The 18,698-nt window shown below is 62.1% G+C and carries 11 protein-coding genes; all 11 read left to right on the forward strand.

What is annotated here, in order from left to right; genetic code table 11:
* The coding region (locus AB7S84_RS02825; RefSeq protein WP_428152839.1) for a tRNA dihydrouridine synthase at positions 1 to 992 on the forward strand (992 nt) is incomplete at its 5' end.
* A 29-nt stretch (positions 993 to 1,021) separates the two neighbouring features.
* Positions 1,022 to 2,377 carry a replication-associated recombination protein A gene (locus AB7S84_RS02830; RefSeq protein WP_428152840.1) on the forward strand — a complete coding sequence of 452 codons (1,356 nt, stop codon included), beginning with the start codon at positions 1,022 to 1,024 and terminating at the stop codon, positions 2,375 to 2,377.
* Between the two features lie 141 nt (positions 2,378 to 2,518).
* Entirely contained in the window at positions 2,519 to 3,205 is a 687-nt protein-coding gene (locus tag AB7S84_RS02835) for an ABC transporter permease (RefSeq protein ID WP_020876653.1), read from the forward strand.
* A 15-nt stretch (positions 3,206 to 3,220) separates the two neighbouring features.
* Positions 3,221 to 3,967 carry an ABC transporter ATP-binding protein gene (locus tag AB7S84_RS02840; protein WP_020876654.1) on the forward strand — a complete coding sequence of 249 codons (747 nt, stop codon included), beginning with the start codon at positions 3,221 to 3,223 and terminating at the stop codon, positions 3,965 to 3,967.
* Complete coding sequence (locus AB7S84_RS02845; protein WP_428152841.1) at positions 3,964 to 8,751, forward strand: FtsX-like permease family protein; 4,788 nt, start codon at positions 3,964 to 3,966, stop codon at positions 8,749 to 8,751. Before AB7S84_RS02840 ends, AB7S84_RS02845 begins: the two co-directional genes overlap by 4 nt.
* Before the next feature lie 228 nt (positions 8,752 to 8,979).
* The gene (locus AB7S84_RS02850) at positions 8,980 to 9,996 is read left to right on the forward strand and encodes a peptidylprolyl isomerase (protein ID WP_020876656.1); all 1,017 of its coding nucleotides are present in this window, start codon (positions 8,980 to 8,982) and stop codon (positions 9,994 to 9,996) included.
* Between the two features lie 12 nt (positions 9,997 to 10,008).
* Positions 10,009 to 11,442, forward strand: coding sequence for an MATE family efflux transporter (locus AB7S84_RS02855; protein ID WP_020876657.1), 1,434 nt, complete (start codon positions 10,009 to 10,011; stop codon positions 11,440 to 11,442).
* A gap of 42 nt (positions 11,443 to 11,484) precedes the next feature.
* Positions 11,485 to 13,476 carry a DUF6785 family protein gene (locus AB7S84_RS02860; RefSeq protein ID WP_020876658.1) on the forward strand — a complete coding sequence of 664 codons (1,992 nt, stop codon included), beginning with the start codon at positions 11,485 to 11,487 and terminating at the stop codon, positions 13,474 to 13,476.
* Positions 13,477 to 13,587: 111 nt separating this feature from the next.
* Positions 13,588 to 15,543 carry an oligopeptide transporter OPT superfamily protein gene (locus tag AB7S84_RS02865; protein WP_020876659.1) on the forward strand — a complete coding sequence of 652 codons (1,956 nt, stop codon included), beginning with the start codon at positions 13,588 to 13,590 and terminating at the stop codon, positions 15,541 to 15,543.
* An 85-nt stretch (positions 15,544 to 15,628) separates the two neighbouring features.
* On the forward strand, positions 15,629 to 17,146 hold the full coding sequence (locus AB7S84_RS02870; protein ID WP_052018543.1) for a PQQ-binding-like beta-propeller repeat protein: 1,518 nt from the start codon (positions 15,629 to 15,631) through the stop codon (positions 17,144 to 17,146).
* 96 nt (positions 17,147 to 17,242) lie between these two features.
* Positions 17,243 to 18,697 carry a 30S ribosomal protein S1 gene (locus AB7S84_RS02875; RefSeq protein ID WP_020876661.1) on the forward strand — a complete coding sequence of 485 codons (1,455 nt, stop codon included), beginning with the start codon at positions 17,243 to 17,245 and terminating at the stop codon, positions 18,695 to 18,697.
* Position 18,698: the final 1 nt, after the last annotated feature.

The raw sequence follows: 18,698 nt of genomic DNA on the forward strand, positions 1-18,698 counted from the left end.
CCCAGGATCGCCCCATGTCCCCGACCCTCTATCTCGCGCCCCTCCGGGGGTTTACCAACGCGGTCTACCGCAACGTCTTCTCGCGTTTTTTCGACGGCTTCGACCTGGCGGTGGCGCCGTTCATTCCCACCACCGAAAGCCGGCGCGTCCGGGACTGCCATATCCGGGACGTACTGCCGGAAAACAACCGGCACATGCCCGTCGTGCCCCAGCTCATCGGCAACGTCCCTGGGGATTTTCTCCGCATGGCGGAGCGGTTGTCGGGCCTGGGATATAGCGCCTTCAACTGGAACCTGGGCTGCCCCTTCCCCATGGTGGCCAAGAAATGCCGGGGATCGGGGATGCTGCCCCACCCGGACCGCATCGACGATTTTCTGGAGAAGGTCATGCCGAAGATCCCGGGCGAGCTCTCCGTCAAGGCGCGGCTGGGCCGCTATTCCAGGGAGGAGATCTTCCGGCTGATCCCCGTTTTCAACCGCTACCCCCTGAAGGAGGTGATCCTCCACCCGAGGACCGGCGTCCAGATGTACGGCGGCCGCCCCGACCTCGATACCTTCGGGATCTGCCTCGAAGCGCTCCGTCATCCCGTGGTCTACAACGGGGATATCCGCCGCCCGGCGGACTTCACGGCGCTGTCAGGGCAGTTCCCCGAAGTGGAGCGATGGATGATCGGCCGGGGGGCTTTGACGAATCCTTTTCTGCCGGGCGTCATCAAAACGGGGCAGGATGCCTTTTCCGACAGGATCGACCGTTTCAGACGCTTTCACGACGCGCTCTTCGACGCCTACCGGGAGGTCTTCAGCGGTCCGGCCCATCTCGTGGAGCGGATGAAAGGCTTCTGGGTCTACTTTTCCGAATCCTTCGAGGACAGCCCGCGGTTTCTCAAACAGATCCGCAAGCTCAGGAGCCCGGAGCGCTATATGGAGCGGACGGCACGCTTCTTCGAAAGCGAGGCGGTGTGGCGCGATGCCCCCTTCACTGCCTTCAAATGAGTGGATCGGGTTTATAAGGAGATCTCGACATGTCCAAGGAATCCATGGACCTTTTCGCCTACCGGGCCGATGCAGAATTCCAGGCCGACCGGCCCCTGGCGGAGCGGATGCGGCCCCGGGAGCTTTCGGCGTTCATCGGGCAGGCGGCGCTGACGGGCGAGGGATCCCTGATCCGCCACGCCATCGACAACGACCGGATATTCTCCATGATCCTGTGGGGACCGCCGGGATGCGGGAAGACGACCCTTGCGGGCATCATCACCGCCGGGACCCGGTGCCACGTCGTCCGGTTCTCGGCGGTGCTCTCCGGGGTCAAGGACATCCGGGCCGTCATCGAGGCGGCGGAAAAGCAGCGCCGGTTCCACCGGAAGCGGACCGTGCTCTTCGTCGATGAAATCCACCGGTTCAACAAAAGCCAGCAGGACGCCTTTCTGCACCACGTGGAACGCGGCCTCATCACCCTCATCGGCGCGACCACCGAGAACCCGTCCTTCGAGGTCATCGCCCCTCTCCTCTCCCGATGCCGGGTCATCCCCCTCGCCCCGCTCTCCGACGAAGCCCTGGCCGGCATCCTCCACCGGGCCGTCCGGGACGCGGAAAACGGACTCGGCCGCCTGAATCTGACCCTCAGCCCCGAGGCCGCCGAACACCTCATCCGTATCGCCGACGGAGACGCCCGATCGGTCCTCAACAATCTGGAGATCGCCGCCCACCTGGTCACGGCGGCCGGCAGGCGGAATATCGGGGTCGCCGACACCGAAAAGGCCCTCCAGAAAACCGCCCCGCGATACGACAAGTCCGGCGATGAACATTTCAACCTCATCTCCGCCTTTCACAAAAGCCTGAGGGGCGGCGACCCCGACGGGGCGCTCTACTGGCTCGCCCGGATGCTGGCAGGGGGAGAGGACCCGCTCTATGTGGGGCGCCGCATGGTCCGCTTCGCCTCGGAGGACGTGGGCATTGCCGACCCCTATGCCCTCAGGACGGCCCTCGACGCGGTGTCGGCCTATCGGTTTCTGGGCAGCCCCGAAGGGGACCTGGCCCTGGCCCAGGCCGCGGTCTACCTGGCCACGGCCCCCAAAAGCAACCGCGTCTACAGGGCCTTCAACACGGTCCGCGAGGTTGTCGAACAGACCGGGACCCTGCCGGTGCCCCTCCACATCCGCAACGCGCCGACCGCCTTGATGAAAAACATGGGATACGGCAAGGGCTATCGGTACGCCCACGATTATAAGGATGCCTATGTCCCCCAGGAATACCTGCCCGACCCGCTTCGGGGACGGCGTTTTTACACCCCTTCCGACCGGGGATACGAACAGACCGTCAAGGCGCGCCTCACAGAGTGGCGAAGCCGGATCGCCTCCCCCGGGAAAGGGACGTCTTGACGGATCGTTGGGAGGCGTATATTTTAGGCTGAAGACTGAAGGAGACAAGGCCGCCGGCGGCGGTGCCGCCTCTCAAGTCTTCCGTATTCAGTCCAACCCCTTGACGGGGCCTTCGGCCCTCATCCTTGCGCGGAGGAGGTTATGGACCCACCCCGAACCCGGAAAACCGAGGGCGACGGCCACCGGCTGGTGGTGCTCCCCTTCGGCAAATCGATCGAGATCGCCTACAAGAGCCTCAAGGTCCGTTTTTTCAGGTCCCTGATCACGACCGCGAGCCTCATGCTGGCCGTCTCCTTTCTGAGCTTCGTCAACGTGGGCAACGACATCGCCAACGGCCTGCTGTCCATGGACGATCCGACGCACCGCCAGGCCCTGATCCAGTCCGGATACGACCTGGGGGAGACCGACACCCGGGTGGATGAAAGCCCCAAGCAGCGATGGCTGGTCATTCTCAGTCTCATGGTCTGCGTGGTGGGCATCGTCAACGCCCAGCTGATGGCGGTCACCGAACGGTTTCGGGAGATCGGCACCATGAAATGCCTCGGGGCCCTCGATCGCTTCGTGCTGCGCCTGTTTTTACTGGAAGCCGCCATGCAGGGGTTCGCGGGTGCGGTGGTCGGCGCGGCCGTGGGGGCGCTTTTCGCCCTATTGAACGGTCTGCTTCGATTCGGAAGCCCCGCCCTCGCCGCCCTGCCCTGGCCCGACATCCTGACATCCCTTGGCCTCGCCGCGACGACGGGGTGCATCCTCAGCCTGGCGGGGGTCCTCTATCCGGCCCTGGTGGCCGCGAGGATGGCGCCGGTGGAAGCCATGCGGGTCGAGCAGTGACCGAAAGAGAGCCATATGATTGAAATCCACCACATCGTCCGGGTCGCCAACGTCACCAAAACCTTCCAGATGGGTAAAATGGCGCTGCAGGCCCTGAAAGGCATCACCCTGGAGATCGCCGCGGGCGACTACATCTCCATCATGGGTCCTTCGGGCTCGGGGAAAAGCACCCTCTTCAACATGATCGGCGGCCTGGACAAACCGTCCAGTGGGAAGGTCTTCATCGACGAGGTCGACATCGCCCAGCTGGACGCCTACGAACTGGCATGGCTCCGCTGCCGCAAGATCGGGTATATCTTCCAGACCTTCAACCTCATCCCGGTCATGACGGCGCTGGAAAACGTCACCCTGCCCATGACCTTCGCCGGGATGAACAACGATGCGGCGGTGGACAAGGGCATCCAGCTCCTCGAAATGGTGGGGCTGGGGGACCGGTTCCGCCACAAGCCCTCGGAGCTCTCGGGAGGCCAGCAGCAACGGGTGGCCGTGGCCCGGTCCCTGGCCAACGATCCGGCCATCATTCTGGCCGACGAGCCCACGGGCAACCTCGATCTGTCCACCGGCGAGGAGATCATCGCCCTCCTGAAGCGCCTGAGCGAAGAGACCCGGGTCACGGTCATATCGGCCACCCACGACTTCAAGATGCTCAACGTATCGGATCAGGTGATCTGGATCCGGGACGGCCTGGTGGAAAAAATCGAGAACCGCGAGGATCTCTCCATATCCGTCGGCCGAATCGGCGAACGGGAGGAGACCCCTTGAGGCCCCTCAAGTCGATCCGACGGGGAGCGATCATCCTCCTCCTGACGGCGCTCTGGACGAGCCCGGCCCTGGGCGCCAACCCGGTGCCGCCCGGAGAAGCGGACCTCCGCAAGACCGTCGACGCCCTGGCCGCCCCGGCGGATCGAAGCACCGGCACCCCCGGGTGCAGGCAGGCGGCCGATTATATCGCAGATGCCTTTTCGGCCATGGGCGTGACGGGGGTCGACCGGTTCCCCTTTTCCCTGCCCATCCGGCGCCACGGCGGAAGCACCCTTACCGCATCGGGCCGGATCGTCGATCTGTTGCCCATGCGGACCAACGCCGTCACCCCCGAGGCCCTCCCTCCGGAGGGCATCACGGGTCCCCTCCATTACGTGGGACAGGGAAACCTGTCGGACTTCAACGGCAAAAAGATCGCGGGCAGCATCCTGCTCATGGACCTGGATTCCGGCAAAAACTGGCTCCGGGCCGCTGAATTCGGCGCCAGAGCACTGATCTACGTGGAGCGCGGCACCCCATCCCGAATCCACTTCGAAGACAAGGCGGAGCTTTCCCCCGTTCTCTTTCCCCGCTTCTGGATGCCCCTGGACCAGGCCCGGGATCTCTTCGGCGACTTCGAATCGGCGCCGGGAGGCACCGTGTCGGACCGGGTCGTCCTGACCACCAGCGTTCGATGGACGGAGACGGAGGCCGAGAACGTCTACGGCATCATCCCGGGAGCCGACCCCGATCTCTCGGAGGAGCTGATCATCGTGGAGGCCTTCTACGACAGCACCGCCGACGTCTTCACCCGGGCTCCGGGGGCGGACGAGGCCCTCGGTGCGGCGTCGCTCATCGCCCTGGCCCGCCATCTCACGGCCCATCCGCCGGCCCGGTCGGTGCTCCTGGCCGCCACCAGCGGCCATGCCCAGAGCCTCGCCGGCATGCGGGAGATGATCTGGAGCATCCGAACCCCCACCAAGGAAATCCGTAAGGAGGAAAAACGGCTGAAAAGCCTCCGCGAGGAATGCCGGACGATGCTCAACATCCTCACGGGATTTGCCGAGGGCGATGCCGGGGGGCCGGCGCTTCAGGCAGCCCTGGAAGACCGGATCAAGACCGAGGTGGACGCCCTCTCCCGAAGATTGATGGCGCTGCGCATGGCTGAGAAGGAAGACCAGGATGCCGCGGCCATTAAAACCTTGGCCGAAGAACGGATGCTGCTCCGCCGTCTGGGGTGGCGATCCCGGTTCACGGACCTGCCGGAAGCGGAGCGGGTCCTGTTGGCCGGAATCATCCCGCCGACCGTCCGGGATTTCGAGCGCATCCTCGAGGACACCGGGAACCAGCTTCACCGCCTTGCCGCCCAGAAGCGCTTCCGGGGCGTCGTCAAGGCGCGGGACCTGGCCGCGGTCGTCTCCCTCCACCTGTCGAGCCACGGCAACGGCATCGGCGCCTTCAACTATGGATGGCTCTACGACATCAAACCCCAGATCAACCGTATCGGCCCTTATGTCGCCGTCGAAGAGATTCTCCGTCGAGCCGCCGAAACCGGGGACACCGGGATGGCGGCCTACCGGGACACCCTGCGACCGAGCGCCCTCCGGTCGTGGCAGAGCTATTTCGCGGACCGTCCCCCCCTGGGCGGCGAGGTCGCCGCCCTGGCGGGGTATATCGGGCTGACACTGGCCACCGTCAACGACGCCCGGGTGTTGTGGGGAACGCCCCACGACCGCCCGTCGGCCGTCGATGCGGCCTACGCCGAACGCCAGGCCCGACGGGTCATCAGCCTCATCGACGCCCTGGCCCATTCGCCGGAATCCTACAGCGGGGAGCTGCCCCGCGACGGATTCGCCACCGTGACGGGCCGGGCCAAGCGCCTCCGCCACGGCGAGCTCTTTCCCGATCAGACGGCCGACAAGACGGTGGTCATGGCGTTTCAGGGCAGCGCCCGCCATTACGCCATGACCGACGAGAGGGGCATATTCCGACTCAAGGGCGTCGCCGACAAGAAGCTGATGCTGGACAAGGTCATTATCGAGGCCTACCGCTTCGATGCCGATACCGGAGAGGTCGTCTGGGCCGTAGACAAGAATCAGACGGGGAAGTCGGCCTACCGGCTCAAGATGCAGCGGCAGAACATGGAGACGGACCTGGTCATGTTCACCGCCCGGCAAACCACCCTCTTCAACCTGCTGGAGCCCCGGAACTTCCGGTACATGACCAAGATCCAGATCATCGACGGCAGGCGGGAAGCCCTCCCCCTCCGGTACTGGTACAGCCGGATCGATACCCGCTCCTCGACCATCGCATCGGTCTATCTGGAACCCGGCAGCTACATGAAGCTGACCCTCTCGGATTCGGTCCTGAGCAAAAAGATGCTCCTGCTGAATGCCGACGAGGAGAACCCCCAGGGCACGGGATATCGCATCGACGACTGGCCCGTTGTTCACTATACCGGTTTCAGGGCCGCACGGGACATGTGGGCGCTCCTCACCCCCCGCATCCGGAATCTCGAGGCCCACGGCATCCACGACCAGAAGATCGGCGAGCTGATGCAGGCGGGAACCGATGCACTGGCGCAGGCCGAAACCGCGCTGAAAAAGCAACGGTACGACCGCTTCAGCGAAGCGGCTCTGACCGCATGGGCTCTGGCGGACCGGGTGTACAACCAGGTGGAGAAGACCCAGAAAGACGTCCTTTTCGGGGTACTGTTCTACATTGCCCTCTTCGTTCCGTTCGCCTTCTGTGCCGAACGTCTGCTGTTCGCCTTCCGCAACATCCACAAGCGGATCATCGCCTTTCTGGCGATCCTGCTGCTGCTCATCGCCGTCATCTATCAGGTCCATCCGGCCTTTGAGCTGGCCTACAGCCCCACGGTGGTCATCCTGGCCTTTTTCATCATGGGGCTTTCTCTCATGGTGACGCTCATCATCTTCTTCCGGTTCGAGCAGGAAATGGTCCTGCTGCAGCGGCGGGCCACACAGATGCGGGCCGAAGAGATCAGCCGGTGGAAGGCGTTCACGGCGGCATTTTTCCTTGGGGTGGGCAACCTGAAACGACGCCGCATCCGGACCGGGCTCACCTGCGTCACCCTCATCATCCTGACCTTCACCATCATGAGCTTCACGTCGGTCAAGTCGACCCGCCGCCACACCCGGATCCTTTTCCAGGAGAGCGTCCCCTACCCGGGGTTTCTGATCAAAACCTTCAACTGGCAGGATCTTCCCAAGGAAGCTCTGGGCACGTTGACAAACGCCTTTCACGGCAAGGCGACGACGGCGCCTCGCGTCTTCCTGGAGGATGCGGACAGGACCCGCGCCATTCCCATCCCCATCCAATACGGGGACAGGACCTTCGAAGCGCGGGCCATGATGGGGCTTTCCCATCGCGAGCCCGGGGTCACGGGCCTGGATCGGATTCTTACCGCCGGACGATGGTTTTCCCGGGACGACGAGCGGGCCGTTCTCCTGCCCGACCGGATCGCCCAATCCCTCGGCATTACGGCCGACCCTTTTCCCGAAAACGTCCGGGTCTCCCTGTGGGGGGTCCCTTTTCGCGTTGCGGGCGTTTTTTCGTCGGAACGATACGAGGCACACCCCGATCTGGACGGGGAGATCCTGACTCCGGTCACCTTTCCCGCCGAAATCTCTACGGAAATGACCGAGGTGGAGATGGACGCCATGGAGTCCGGCGAGGATGTTCAATCCTTCCAGAGCCGATATCATCACATCCCGGCCAACCTCACGGTGATCGTGCCGGCGGACTTTCTAATGGCCAGGGGCGGCGCCCTCAAGGGGCTTGCCGTGCGCCCCGACAACCCGGAGACCATTCCGGAGACGGCCCGTCGGCTCTCGGACCGCTTCGGCCTGCCCCTCTTCACCGGGGAGCCCCAGGGGACCTTCATGCATCAAGCCGGCGACACCCTCGACTACAGCGGGGTCCCCAACATCCTGATCCCCCTTGTCATCTCCATTCTTATCGTCCTCAACACCATGATCGGCAGCGTCTACGAACGAAAACGGGAGATCGCCGTCTACACCTCGGTGGGTCTGGCGCCGTCCCACGTCGCCTTCCTCTTCATCGCGGAAGCCATGGCCTTCGCCGTTCTGAGCGTCGTTCTGGGCTACCTCCTGGCCCAGGTGTCGGCCGGACTCTTCGCCGGCACAGCCCTCTGGTCCGGCATCACCGTCAACTATTCCTCCCTGGCGGGGGTCGCCTCCATGATCCTGGTGATGCTGGTGGTCCTCATCTCCGTGGTTTATCCCGCCCGCATGGCGGCCGATATCGCCATACCCGACGTCAACCGCTCCTGGTCCCTGCCCGACGTCAACGACAACAAGATCGCGCTCAGCCTCCCCTTTCTCGTAAAATACCATGAGCACGACAGCATTGCGGGGTATCTGGCCGGCTATTTCAGGGGGCATCAGGATGTCTCCCACGGCATCTTCTCCACCGACGAAATCATCGTCGCGCCGGCGCCTGGGAACATCGATCTGGACGGCCGCGCGTGCATTCAGCTCAAGGCCCGGGTCTGGCTGGCGCCCTTCGATTTCGGGATCATGCAGCAGATCCAGCTCGTCTTCTGCCCTTCCGAGGAAAACGAGGGGTTTCTGGAAATTCACGTGACGATGATCCGTGAAACCGGGGAGGCCAACGCCTGGAAGCGGGCCAACAAGGCCTTCATCAACGCCCTTCGCAAACAGCTCCTGATCTGGCGCTCCCTGGACGACGAGACACGGAATGAATACGTGATTTTCAAAGGCCGACCCCAGGACGAACAAGTTTTTGCAGATTTCCCTTGAAAGATTGCAACCCAGGGATTAAGTTACAGCGGATGTCGTCCGCGCGTCGAACGCCGCCGGCACTCTCTCCCCGGCAGCCGATGCACCGGAATTCGACGCGCGATGACACGGATTCTCTTTCGCATTGTCGTGACGCCCGTCCAAATCCCTCCGCGACACGAAATCCGAAATCGTGTCCGCCGCCGACATAAACAACCCATAAAATTCTTCATCTGAAAGGAAGATGTCATGAACGTATCCAAAAGAGTGATGACGGTAGTCATGGCGGGGCTGCTATTGATGCCCGCAGCAACCGTTTTTGCCGAAAGCGGACCCCAAAAGACGGCCGCACCCGCCGTCAAAGCCGATGAAAAACCCCGGAACCCCGTCGCCGCCGTCGTCAACGGCAAGGAGATCAGCCGTGACGCCCTGAACCGGGAACTCACCCTGGTCACCCATCGCCTCGCCGGTCAGGGACAGAACATCGACAAGGATCAACTCGAGAAGATCGAAGGCAACGTCCTGAACAACATGATCGACCGGGAACTGCTGTATCAGGATGCCCTGAAGAACGGCATCAAGCCCGATGACAAGGCGGTCGACACCCAGATGGACACGATGAAGAGCAACTTCCCGGGAGACGCCGAATACCGGCAGGCCCTCGAGATGATGAAGACCACCGAGGCCGACCTCAGGACCAACATCGCCCAGAGCATGGTCATCCAGCAGCTCATCGAATCCAGAATCGCACCCGGAATCGAGATCACCGACGCTCAGAGCAAGTCATTTTACGACACGAACCCCCAATTCTTCAAAAAGCCCGAACAGATCAAGGCCAGCCATATCCTGATCAAGGCCGACGCCTCGGCCGGTGAAGCGGACAAGGCCGCCGCACGAAAGAAGATCGAGGAGATTCAGGACAAGCTCAAGAAGGGCGAAAAATTCGACGCGCTGGCCAAACAATATTCCGAAGACCCGAGCAGCGCTCAGGGCGGGGACCTGGGCTATTTTTCCCGCGGGCAGATGGTCAAACCTTTCGAAGAAACCGCTTTCGCCATGAAAAAGGGCGACGTGAGCGACATCGTCGTGACCCAGTTCGGCTATCACCTGATTCAGGTGATGGACAAAAAGCCGGAATCGACCACCGCCTATGATGAAGCCAAGCCCCGAATCGGCGAGCACCTGAAACGCGAAAAGATGATCGAGGCGATCAACGTCTATATCGAGAAGCTCAAGGCCGACGCCAAGATTGAAATCCTCCCGTAACCCCGACCCGCTGTGCAACCATCGAACCACCGGAGGAAGACGCGGCGGGACCCCGTCCCGCCGACCGTCATTCCGGATCCCGCCGCCCCGGACAGAAGACGCCGTTCCAACGACCTCACCACCGCTCCGATCCCGCAGCTGATTCGAAGGATTACGATTCCGGTCAGCATCGGCCTTTTTTTCAACACCATGTACAATGTGGTGGACACCTATTTCGGAGGCCTCATCTCGACGACGGCCCTGGCGGCCATGTCCCTTTCCCTGCCGGTCTTCTTCATCATCATCTCCATCGGCAGCGGCATCGCCACCGGCGCCACGGCCCTTATCGGCAACGCCCTGGGCGGGGAGAACCCCGGGACGGCCCGCCGCTTCGCCTTTCAGGGCATCGCCTTCGGCGTCCTTATCTCCGTCGCCCTGGCGTTTATCGGAAAGGCCTCGGCCCCGCTTCTCTTTCGGCTCCTGGGGGCCGACGAGGCCTATCTGTCCATCTGTCTCACCTACATGGACATCCTGTTCAACGGGACGGTCTTCTTCATCCTCATCCAGATGCTGAACGCCGTTTTGAACGCCGTGGGCAACACCCGGATCTACCGCAACTTCCTCATCGCCGGGTTCTTCCTGAACGTACTCCTGGACCCGTGGTTCATTTTCGGGGGTTGGGGCGTGCCGGCCATGGGGGTCGCCGGCATTGCCCTGGCCACCGTGCTGGTTCAGGTGACGGGGTGCGTCTATCTGGGGATTCACGTCCGCCGGACCGGACTTCTGGACGGCGGCACCATTCGGGAGCTACTGCCCCGGGCCGCGCCTTTCGCCGAAATCGCCCGCCATGGATTTCCGGCCGGCCTCAACATCCTGACCATCGCCATAGGAGTCTTCGTCATCACCTATTTTATCAGCGGTTTCGGGCAGACGGCGGTGGCCGCCTACGGAGTGGGCATGCGCGTGGAACAGATCCTTCTTCTGCCCGCCATCGGCCTCAATACCGCCACCCTCACCCTCATCGCCCAGAATCACGGTGCACGCCGATTCGACCGTATCCGGGAGACCCTCCGGAAATGTCTGACCTACGGCACGGTCACGGCATCCTGCGGCGGCATCACCCTCTTTCTCCTGGCGGAACGGTTCATGACGCTGTTTTCGAAAGACCCCGACGTCGTCGCCGTCGGCACGACCTACCTGAAAATCGAGGCACTGGTCCTCACGGCCTACGTGATCCTCTTCGTCTGCGTCGCGGCCCTGCAGGGGATCAAACAGCCCATGTTCGCGGTGGTTATCGGGCTGTTCCGTCAGATCGTCGCCCCATTTGCCGTGTTTTATACTCTCACCCGCATCCAGGACGTCGGCCTTTTGGGCATATGGTGGGGCATCTGCGCCATTACCTGGACCGCCGCCGCCATCGCCTTTGTCTACGCCCGACGCCGTATCGACGCCATCATGCCGGAATAAAATCTGTTTTCGTTTCGGATGGAGAATGGTACAGTAACATCCATGAGCGCCCATCAACACGACCACGAGACGATCCGGCTTCGAGCCCTTATCCTGGGAATTGTCCTGGCGACGGCGATGTGTGCCCTGACCCCTTACAACAATGCCTACAAACAGGCCACTCCGCTGGGCGGCGGCCACTTTCCCCTGGCACCCTTCTTTATTCTGGTCTGGCTCACAGTGCTCACCGCCCTTGCGGGGAGGGTCTTCAAACGCGCCTTATTCACGGGAAAGGAGCTCGTGATCGTCTGGATGCTCATGTTTCTGGTGTCGGGCATCGCCTACACCGGCCTGGTCCGGACCTTTTTCATCAACCTCACCGCCCCCTACCATTTCGCCACCGTGGGCAACGCCTGGAAGGAGGTGCTCCATCCGATCCTTCCCCGGGCCTGGTACCCCAACGACGCCGAAGCCGTCGAGCGTCTCTACAACGGGCTCCCCGACGGTCGCCGGATGGGATGGTGGACCCTGGTCACCCACATCCCCTGGCGCGCCTGGATCGGCCCCCTCATGGTCTGGGGAGGATTCATCCTGCTCTGCTACGGCGTCATGATCTGCCTGGTCAATCTCTTCAGCCGCCAGTGGATCTACAACGAACGGATGAACTTCCCCCTCCTCCGGGTCCCCCAATTGCTGGCGGACGCCCTGGACCAGGGCCGGACGGGAGCGTTCTTCGGGAACCGTTTTCTCGCGGCCGGCCTCTTCGTTCCCATTTTTCTCCACACCGTCAACGGGCTCAATTTCTACTTCCCGGAGGTGCCCCAGATCCCAACCCTCATCCTGGCAGGGCCCTATTTTCCGCAGTACGGCCTCTTTTCGGGATTTCACAAGCTGAAAATCTACATCTACCCGGCCTTCATCGGCTTCGCGTTTCTCACGACCCGACAGATCTCCTTCTCGTTCTGGTTCTTTTTCATTGCAGGCGGCCTCATCATGGGGCTCCTGGCCGTCCTGGGCTACAACATCCCCGATGCGGCCCTGGGCGTCACCTTCGGTCCGACCCTCACCCGACCCGAGGAGACCCAGATGATCGGCGCCTACGGGGTTTTCTTTCTTTTCATTTTATGGCTGTCGCGGTACCACCTGCGGGAAATTTTCCAGACGGCCGTCGGCCGGCGCCCGGCACCGACGCCGGTAACGGAATGGTTCTCCATCCGGACCGCTTTCTGGGGGAGCGTCGCCGGCATCTCGGGCATCATTCTCTGGTGTTGGATTTTCAGGATGCCCTTCATGGTGTCGGTTCTGGTCGTCGGGGCCTTTTTCATGGTCATGCTGGTGGCCAGTCGCGTCATCTGCCAGGGAGGCATCGCCTACTTCACCCTCACCGTCGCCCCCATCGACGGCCTCCTGGCACTGTTCGGCCCCAAATTTTTCACTCAGGTCGGTCTCCTGGGATCGGCGGTGATGCAGAAGGTCCTTTTCGTGGATCTTCGGGAGTCCCTTATGCCGTCCCTGGTCCATTCGAGCAGTCTGACCCAACGGACGACCAACCGCCGGACGATCTTTCTGGCCATGCTGATCACCCTCCTGCTGGCCGTCACGGTTTCCTTTGTGGCCATGCTGGCCCTGTGTTATAAATTCGGCGCACGGGAGTTGCAGATGGACTGGACCGTTCAGACCACCACCACCGTCTACGCCAACGTCCAGCGGCTCATCGAAGCGCCGCCTCAAAACACCGACTGGGTGCGTCTCTTCGCGGCCGCTGGAGCCGTCGTCATGCTGGTTCTGGTGCTCTGCTATCACCGGTTCCCCTGGTGGCCGATCCACCCCATCGGATACCTGACCACCTACAGCTCGGCCATGCGAATCCTCTGGGTCAGCTTTTTTATCGGGTGGCTGGCCAACAGCCTCTGCATGCGGTACGGAGGGGTGGCGCTGTTCAAACAGCTGCGATACTTTTTTATCGGCCTCATCATCGGCGACTTTCTGATGGGCGGCACCTGGGCGGTGATCGGCCTTTTCGGCGATGCGAGTTATCAGGTGCTGCCCGACTGACGCCGGGTCCGTCACACGGAAACGGACCGCACCACGGAGGCAGGGGAGCGTCGTAACGGATAAAACGGATGAAGATGACAAGGACCCCATGAGCATCCAAATTCACCACTGATGTACGAAGACAAGGAACTTCAGGAATACCGGGATCTGCTGCCTCAGCCGACCCATTTCGAAGAGGGGTTCGACTGGAAGACCATCGTGGGTGCCGTTTTTATCGGCTTTCTCATGATGCCGGGAAGCATGTACCTGCAGCTCGTCATCGGCACGGGCATCGGGCCGGCGGCCCGCTGGGTGACCATCATCCTGTTTGCCGAAATCGCCAAGCGCTCCTACACCGAGCTGAAGCAGCAGGAAATCTTCCTGCTGTATTACATGGCCGGGGCGGCCCTCGCCTCCCCTTTCCAGGGCCTTCTGTGGAACCAATACCTCGTCCAGTCCGACGCCGCCCGGATGTTGGGGCTCACGGAGTTCATTCCGACATGGGTGGCCCCGCCTGGGGACGCCGCGTCCATGGTGGAGCGGACCTTTTTCCATCGGGACTGGCTGATCCCCATCCTCCTGCTGGTGGGCTCCCAGATCATTCAGCGCGTCGACCATTTCGGTCTCGGCTACGCCCTCTACCGGATCACCTCCGACGTGGAAAAGCTGCCCTTCCCCATGGCCCCCGTCGGCGCCCTGGGCACCATGGCCCTGGCCGAATCCACCGAAGACAAACAAAGAAGCTGGAAATGGCGGGTCTTTTCCATCGGGGGCGTCATCGGACTGGCCTTCGGCGCCGTCTATGTCCTGCTTCCCACGGTGTCGGGGCTCCTCTTCACCGAATCGATCCGTCTCATCCCCATCCCCTGGGTGGAGCTGACCCGGCACACCGAGGAAATCCTGCCGGCCGTGGCCACCGGCATCCAGCTCGACCTCGGCCTGATCTTCATCGGCATGGTTCTGCCTTTCTGGGCCGTCATCGGCGGTCTGGTGGGCCTTCTCATTACGGTGATCGCCAACCCATTTCTTTATGAATACGGGATCCTGACGCGCTGGCACCCCGGGATGGGAACCGTCGATACGGTCTTTGCCAACAACTTCGACTTCTACATGAGCTTCGGCATCGGTCTGGGTCTCTCCATCGCCTTCGTGGGCATCTGGCATGTCGTCAAATCCTTTGGAAAGACCGACGGACGCGGCAGCTTCAGGAATCTTTTTCACCCGCCGCCGGGCCGGGGCGACTTCAATTTCTGGATCTCCATCGCCATCTATGTCTTCTCCACCACGGCCTACGTGCTGCTCTGCGTGTGGCTGGTGCCCAATTTCCCCTGGATCTTCTTCATTGTCTATGGATTTCTCTACACGCCCGTGGTCTCGTATATCACGGCGCGGATGGAAGGCATCGCGGGGCAATTCATCAGCCTCCCCCTGGTCAGGGAGGCCTCCTTCATCGCCGGGGCCAAGTATTTCGGCTATCAGGGCATCGAAATCTGGTACGCCCCCATCCCCATCCACAATTACGGCAAGACCACCGTGGATTTCCGGGAGATCGAGCTGACGGGCACCAGCATTCGGGGCATCATCAAAGCCGAGATCGTGGTATTCCCGGTGGTGATGATCGCAAGCCTCCTCTTTTCGCAGTTCATCTGGCAGCTCGCCCCCATCCCGTCCAGCAGCTACCCTTACGCCCAGGAACTCTGGCACCTTCAGGCCCTCAACACACTCCTGATGCAGACATCCACCCTCGAGGGCAACTCGGCGTTCTTCCAGGCCCTGAGCGTCGTCTACGTTCTGACGGGGATGGGATTCGGCGTCGTCACCTATATGATCCTGGCCTTTTTCGGCCTGCCGGTAATGCTGGTATACGGGGTGGTGCGGGGTCTGGGACAGAGTACGCCCCACGGCATGATCCTCGAAGTCCTCGGGGCCTTTCTGGGAAGATTCTTCTTCCTGAAACGTTACGGGGCCATGTGGCGCCAGTATGCCCCGGTCCTTCTGGCGGGGTTTTCCTGCGGCATGGGACTGATGGGAATGTTCGCCATGGGATTCACGCTGATCCTCAAATCTCTGGGACGCCTGGCCTACTGACGGGCTCAGGAGCATCGACATGCCGTCAAGCCGAAATTTCAAGACAACGTCTCCCCTTTTGGGAGACATTCAAAAGGAAAGACCGATGATACACATGCTGGCGCGCATCATCGCCGGGGTCGCCCTGACGACGGCCGGATTTCTCGGAACCCCTGACGCCGCAGCCGTCGAAGGCGATATTCTGTGGCAGTTCCAGCGGGGAATCCGCATCGAGGCCTCACCGGTGATCTGCGGAACGGGAATCGTCTGCATCGGATCGGACGACGATCGGGTCTATGCCGTCGATGCGGACGGTGTGGAAATATGGCAGTTCGCGACCCAGGGCGACATCGTCGCCTCTCCGGCGGTGGGGGCCGACGGCACCCTCTACGCCGGCTCGACGGACGGATCCCTCTATGCCCTTGACAGGGACGGAAGGCTGAAATGGCGGTATGAGACCGGCAGCGCCATTTTTGCCGGCCCTGCCATCGCCCCCGACGGCGTCGTCATCCTGGGAACCGACGACGCCGCAATCCACGCCGTCGAAGACAACGGCACCGAAGCGGTGCTGCGTTGGCGTCTCCGGATCCAGGGCCCGGTCCGATCGTCGCCGGCGGTGAATGCGGCCGGCACCCTGTACGTGGGGTCCGACGACGACCATCTCTATGCCGTCACCGCCGACGGGACCGTGAAATGGCGATTCCCAACCGGCGGCGATGTCCGCTCTTCGCCTGCCGTCGGCCCCGACGACACCGTATACGTGGGCTCCGACGACGGTCATCTTTACGCCCTTACCGACGCCGAAGGGGAAGGCCGCCTGAAATGGCGCTTCGAGACCGGGGGACCGGTGCAGTCCTCGCCGGTCATCGACAATGACGGCCGGGTGGTTGTGGGGTCCGACGACGGCGTTCTTTATGCGCTTAGAGACGAGGAGACCCGGGGGGTTCCGGAGTGGACGTTCCAGACCTTCGGCCCCGTTCGGTCGACGCCGGTCGTGGGGGCCGACGAAGGGATCTATGTGGGTTCTCTCGACGGCATCCTTTACGGGCTCGGTGCGGACGGCATCGAACGCTGGTCGGTGCGGCTGGGTGAAATGCGCGCCTCACCGGTTATCGCCGCAAACGGAGCCCTCTATGTCGGCACCCAGGCGTCCTTCAGCACCGGCGTGTTTCAGAACGGTCGCCTCTTCGCCGTCGAAACCGGCACCGAGGGCATCCTTCACGGCGCCCCCTGGCCGATGTTCCGCCACGATGTCCGCCACACCGGCCGCAACACCCCCAATCAGCCGCCTCTGGCCGACGCCGGCGGCGACCGGAACGTTGACGGCGACGGGCAGGTCACCCTGGACGGGTCCCAGTCAACGGATCCGGATTACGGCATCGCCGCCTTCAGCTGGCGCCAGACCGGAGGCGAACCGGTTACCCTCACCGGCGAAACCGACGTCCGGATGCGTTTTGTCGCCCCCGACATCGATACGACGACCCCCCTGACCTTCGAACTCACCGTTACGGACAACGGCGGACTCACGGACACGGACACGGCATCGGTCTCCGTCAGAAAAGAGGCGGACGATTTCTGCTTCATCCGGTCGGCGGCGGCAGGATTTTTACCATATATTCATTGACATGCCTTTCCGACAATTTTATAGGCTCTAGCACAGCACTTCAGAAAACATGGCGCCTTTGCCCCATGATCACACAGAGAGATTTGGAGAACCGTAATGTCAGACAATTTTGAAAATGATTACACCGAAGACGGAGAAGAAAGCTTTGCCGACATGTTTGCATCCTTCGACGCCGACGCCGGAGAGGACCTTCAGGTGGGCGACAAGGTGAAAGCGGAGATCATCGCCATCGGCATGGACACCGTATTCGTCAATACCGGCGCCAAAATCGACGGCGCCGTGGACAAAACCGAGCTTCTCGATGAAAACGGCGAGTTCCCTTACGGCATCGGCGACATTCTGGAGCTTTACGTGGTCGCTTTCGATGAAAACGAAATGCGCCTCTCCAAGGCCTTTTCCGGCATCGGGAGCCTGAACCTTCTTCAGGATGCCTTCGCGGGAAAGGTCCCGGTGGAGGGTAAGGTGAAGGCGCCGTGCAAGGGCGGTTTCAACGTGACGATCATGGGACGCCGCGCGTTTTGTCCCGTCAGCCAGATCGACACCCGATATGTCGAAAACCCCGAGGATTATGTTGGAGAGACATTCCTCTTTACCATCACCCGCCTCGAGGAGAACGGCAGAAATATCGTGATTTCCAGGCGGCGGCTTCTCGAGGAGGAGCAGGAGAAAGCCAAAAAGGCCTTTATGGAGACCATCGGCGTGGGCAGCATCCTGGAGGGCCGCGTGGCCAACATGATGCCCTACGGCGCTTTCGTCGAGCTTTTCCCCGGCGTGGAAGGGATGATTCACGTCTCGGAATTGGGGTGGTCCCGCGTCGACACCCCTGAGGCGGTGCTCAAAAAAGGGGATCCGGTCACCGTCAAGGTCATCGGCATGGAGGAAGGCAAGAAGAAGGGTCAGGTCAAGATCGCGCTTTCCATCAAACAGATTTCAGGCGACCCCTGGGAAACCGAAGCCCCCGGGTTCAAGGCCGGCGACAGGATCCAGGGTCGGGTCACCCGGCTCATGGGGTTCGGGGCCTTCGTGGAGATCGCCCCCGGTATAGAAGGCCTGGTCCATATCAGCGAGATGAGCTACACCCGTCGCGTGACGCGCCCCGACGACGTGGTCGCCTCCGGGGAGACCGTCGACGTCGTGATCAAGGACGTCGATCTGGAAAACCGGCGGATATCCCTCTCCATCCGGGACGCCCAAGGGGATCCGTGGGCGGACATCGACGAAAAATATACTCCGGGGCGGCAGGCCGAGGGCACCGTGGAGAAAAAGGAAAAATTCGGATACTTCGTCAACATCGCCCCCGGCGTGACGGGCCTCATGCCCCGCTCCAAAATCAGCCAGTCCGCCAAGGCCGCGGAGATCGACCGCCTGAAGGTGGGAGATCCCATCAGCGTCGTCATCGAGGAGGTCCAGCCGGATACGCGACGGCTCACCCTGGCGCCCGTGGGCGGCGAGGGCACGGGGGAGTGGAAAACCTACGCGAAGCCCCAGGCCGCTGCCCTGGGCACCCTCGGCGAAAAACTGAAGGAAGCCATGAAATCCCAAAAAAAATGAC

Origin of the sequence: Desulfococcus sp. (assembly GCF_050178255.1) — a bacterium.
GTDB lineage: Bacteria > Desulfobacterota > Desulfobacteria > Desulfobacterales > Desulfococcaceae > Desulfococcus > Desulfococcus multivorans.

Excerpts from the sequence above, each read along its gene's own strand:
- AB7S84_RS02860 (WP_020876658.1), top strand. The coding sequence starts at position 11,485 with ATGAGCGCCCATCAACACGACCACGAGACGATCCGGCTTCGAGCCCTT.
- AB7S84_RS02865 (WP_020876659.1), top strand. The coding sequence starts at position 13,588 with ATGTACGAAGACAAGGAACTTCAGGAATACCGGGATCTGCTGCCTCAG.
- AB7S84_RS02875 (WP_020876661.1), top strand. The coding sequence starts at position 17,243 with ATGTCAGACAATTTTGAAAATGATTACACCGAAGACGGAGAAGAAAGC.
- AB7S84_RS02850 (WP_020876656.1), top strand. The coding sequence starts at position 8,980 with ATGAACGTATCCAAAAGAGTGATGACGGTAGTCATGGCGGGGCTGCTA.
- AB7S84_RS02830 (WP_428152840.1), top strand. The coding sequence starts at position 1,022 with ATGTCCAAGGAATCCATGGACCTTTTCGCCTACCGGGCCGATGCAGAA.
- AB7S84_RS02835 (WP_020876653.1), top strand. The coding sequence starts at position 2,519 with ATGGACCCACCCCGAACCCGGAAAACCGAGGGCGACGGCCACCGGCTG.
- AB7S84_RS02840 (WP_020876654.1), top strand. The coding sequence starts at position 3,221 with ATGATTGAAATCCACCACATCGTCCGGGTCGCCAACGTCACCAAAACC.
- AB7S84_RS02870 (WP_052018543.1), top strand. The coding sequence starts at position 15,629 with ATGATACACATGCTGGCGCGCATCATCGCCGGGGTCGCCCTGACGACG.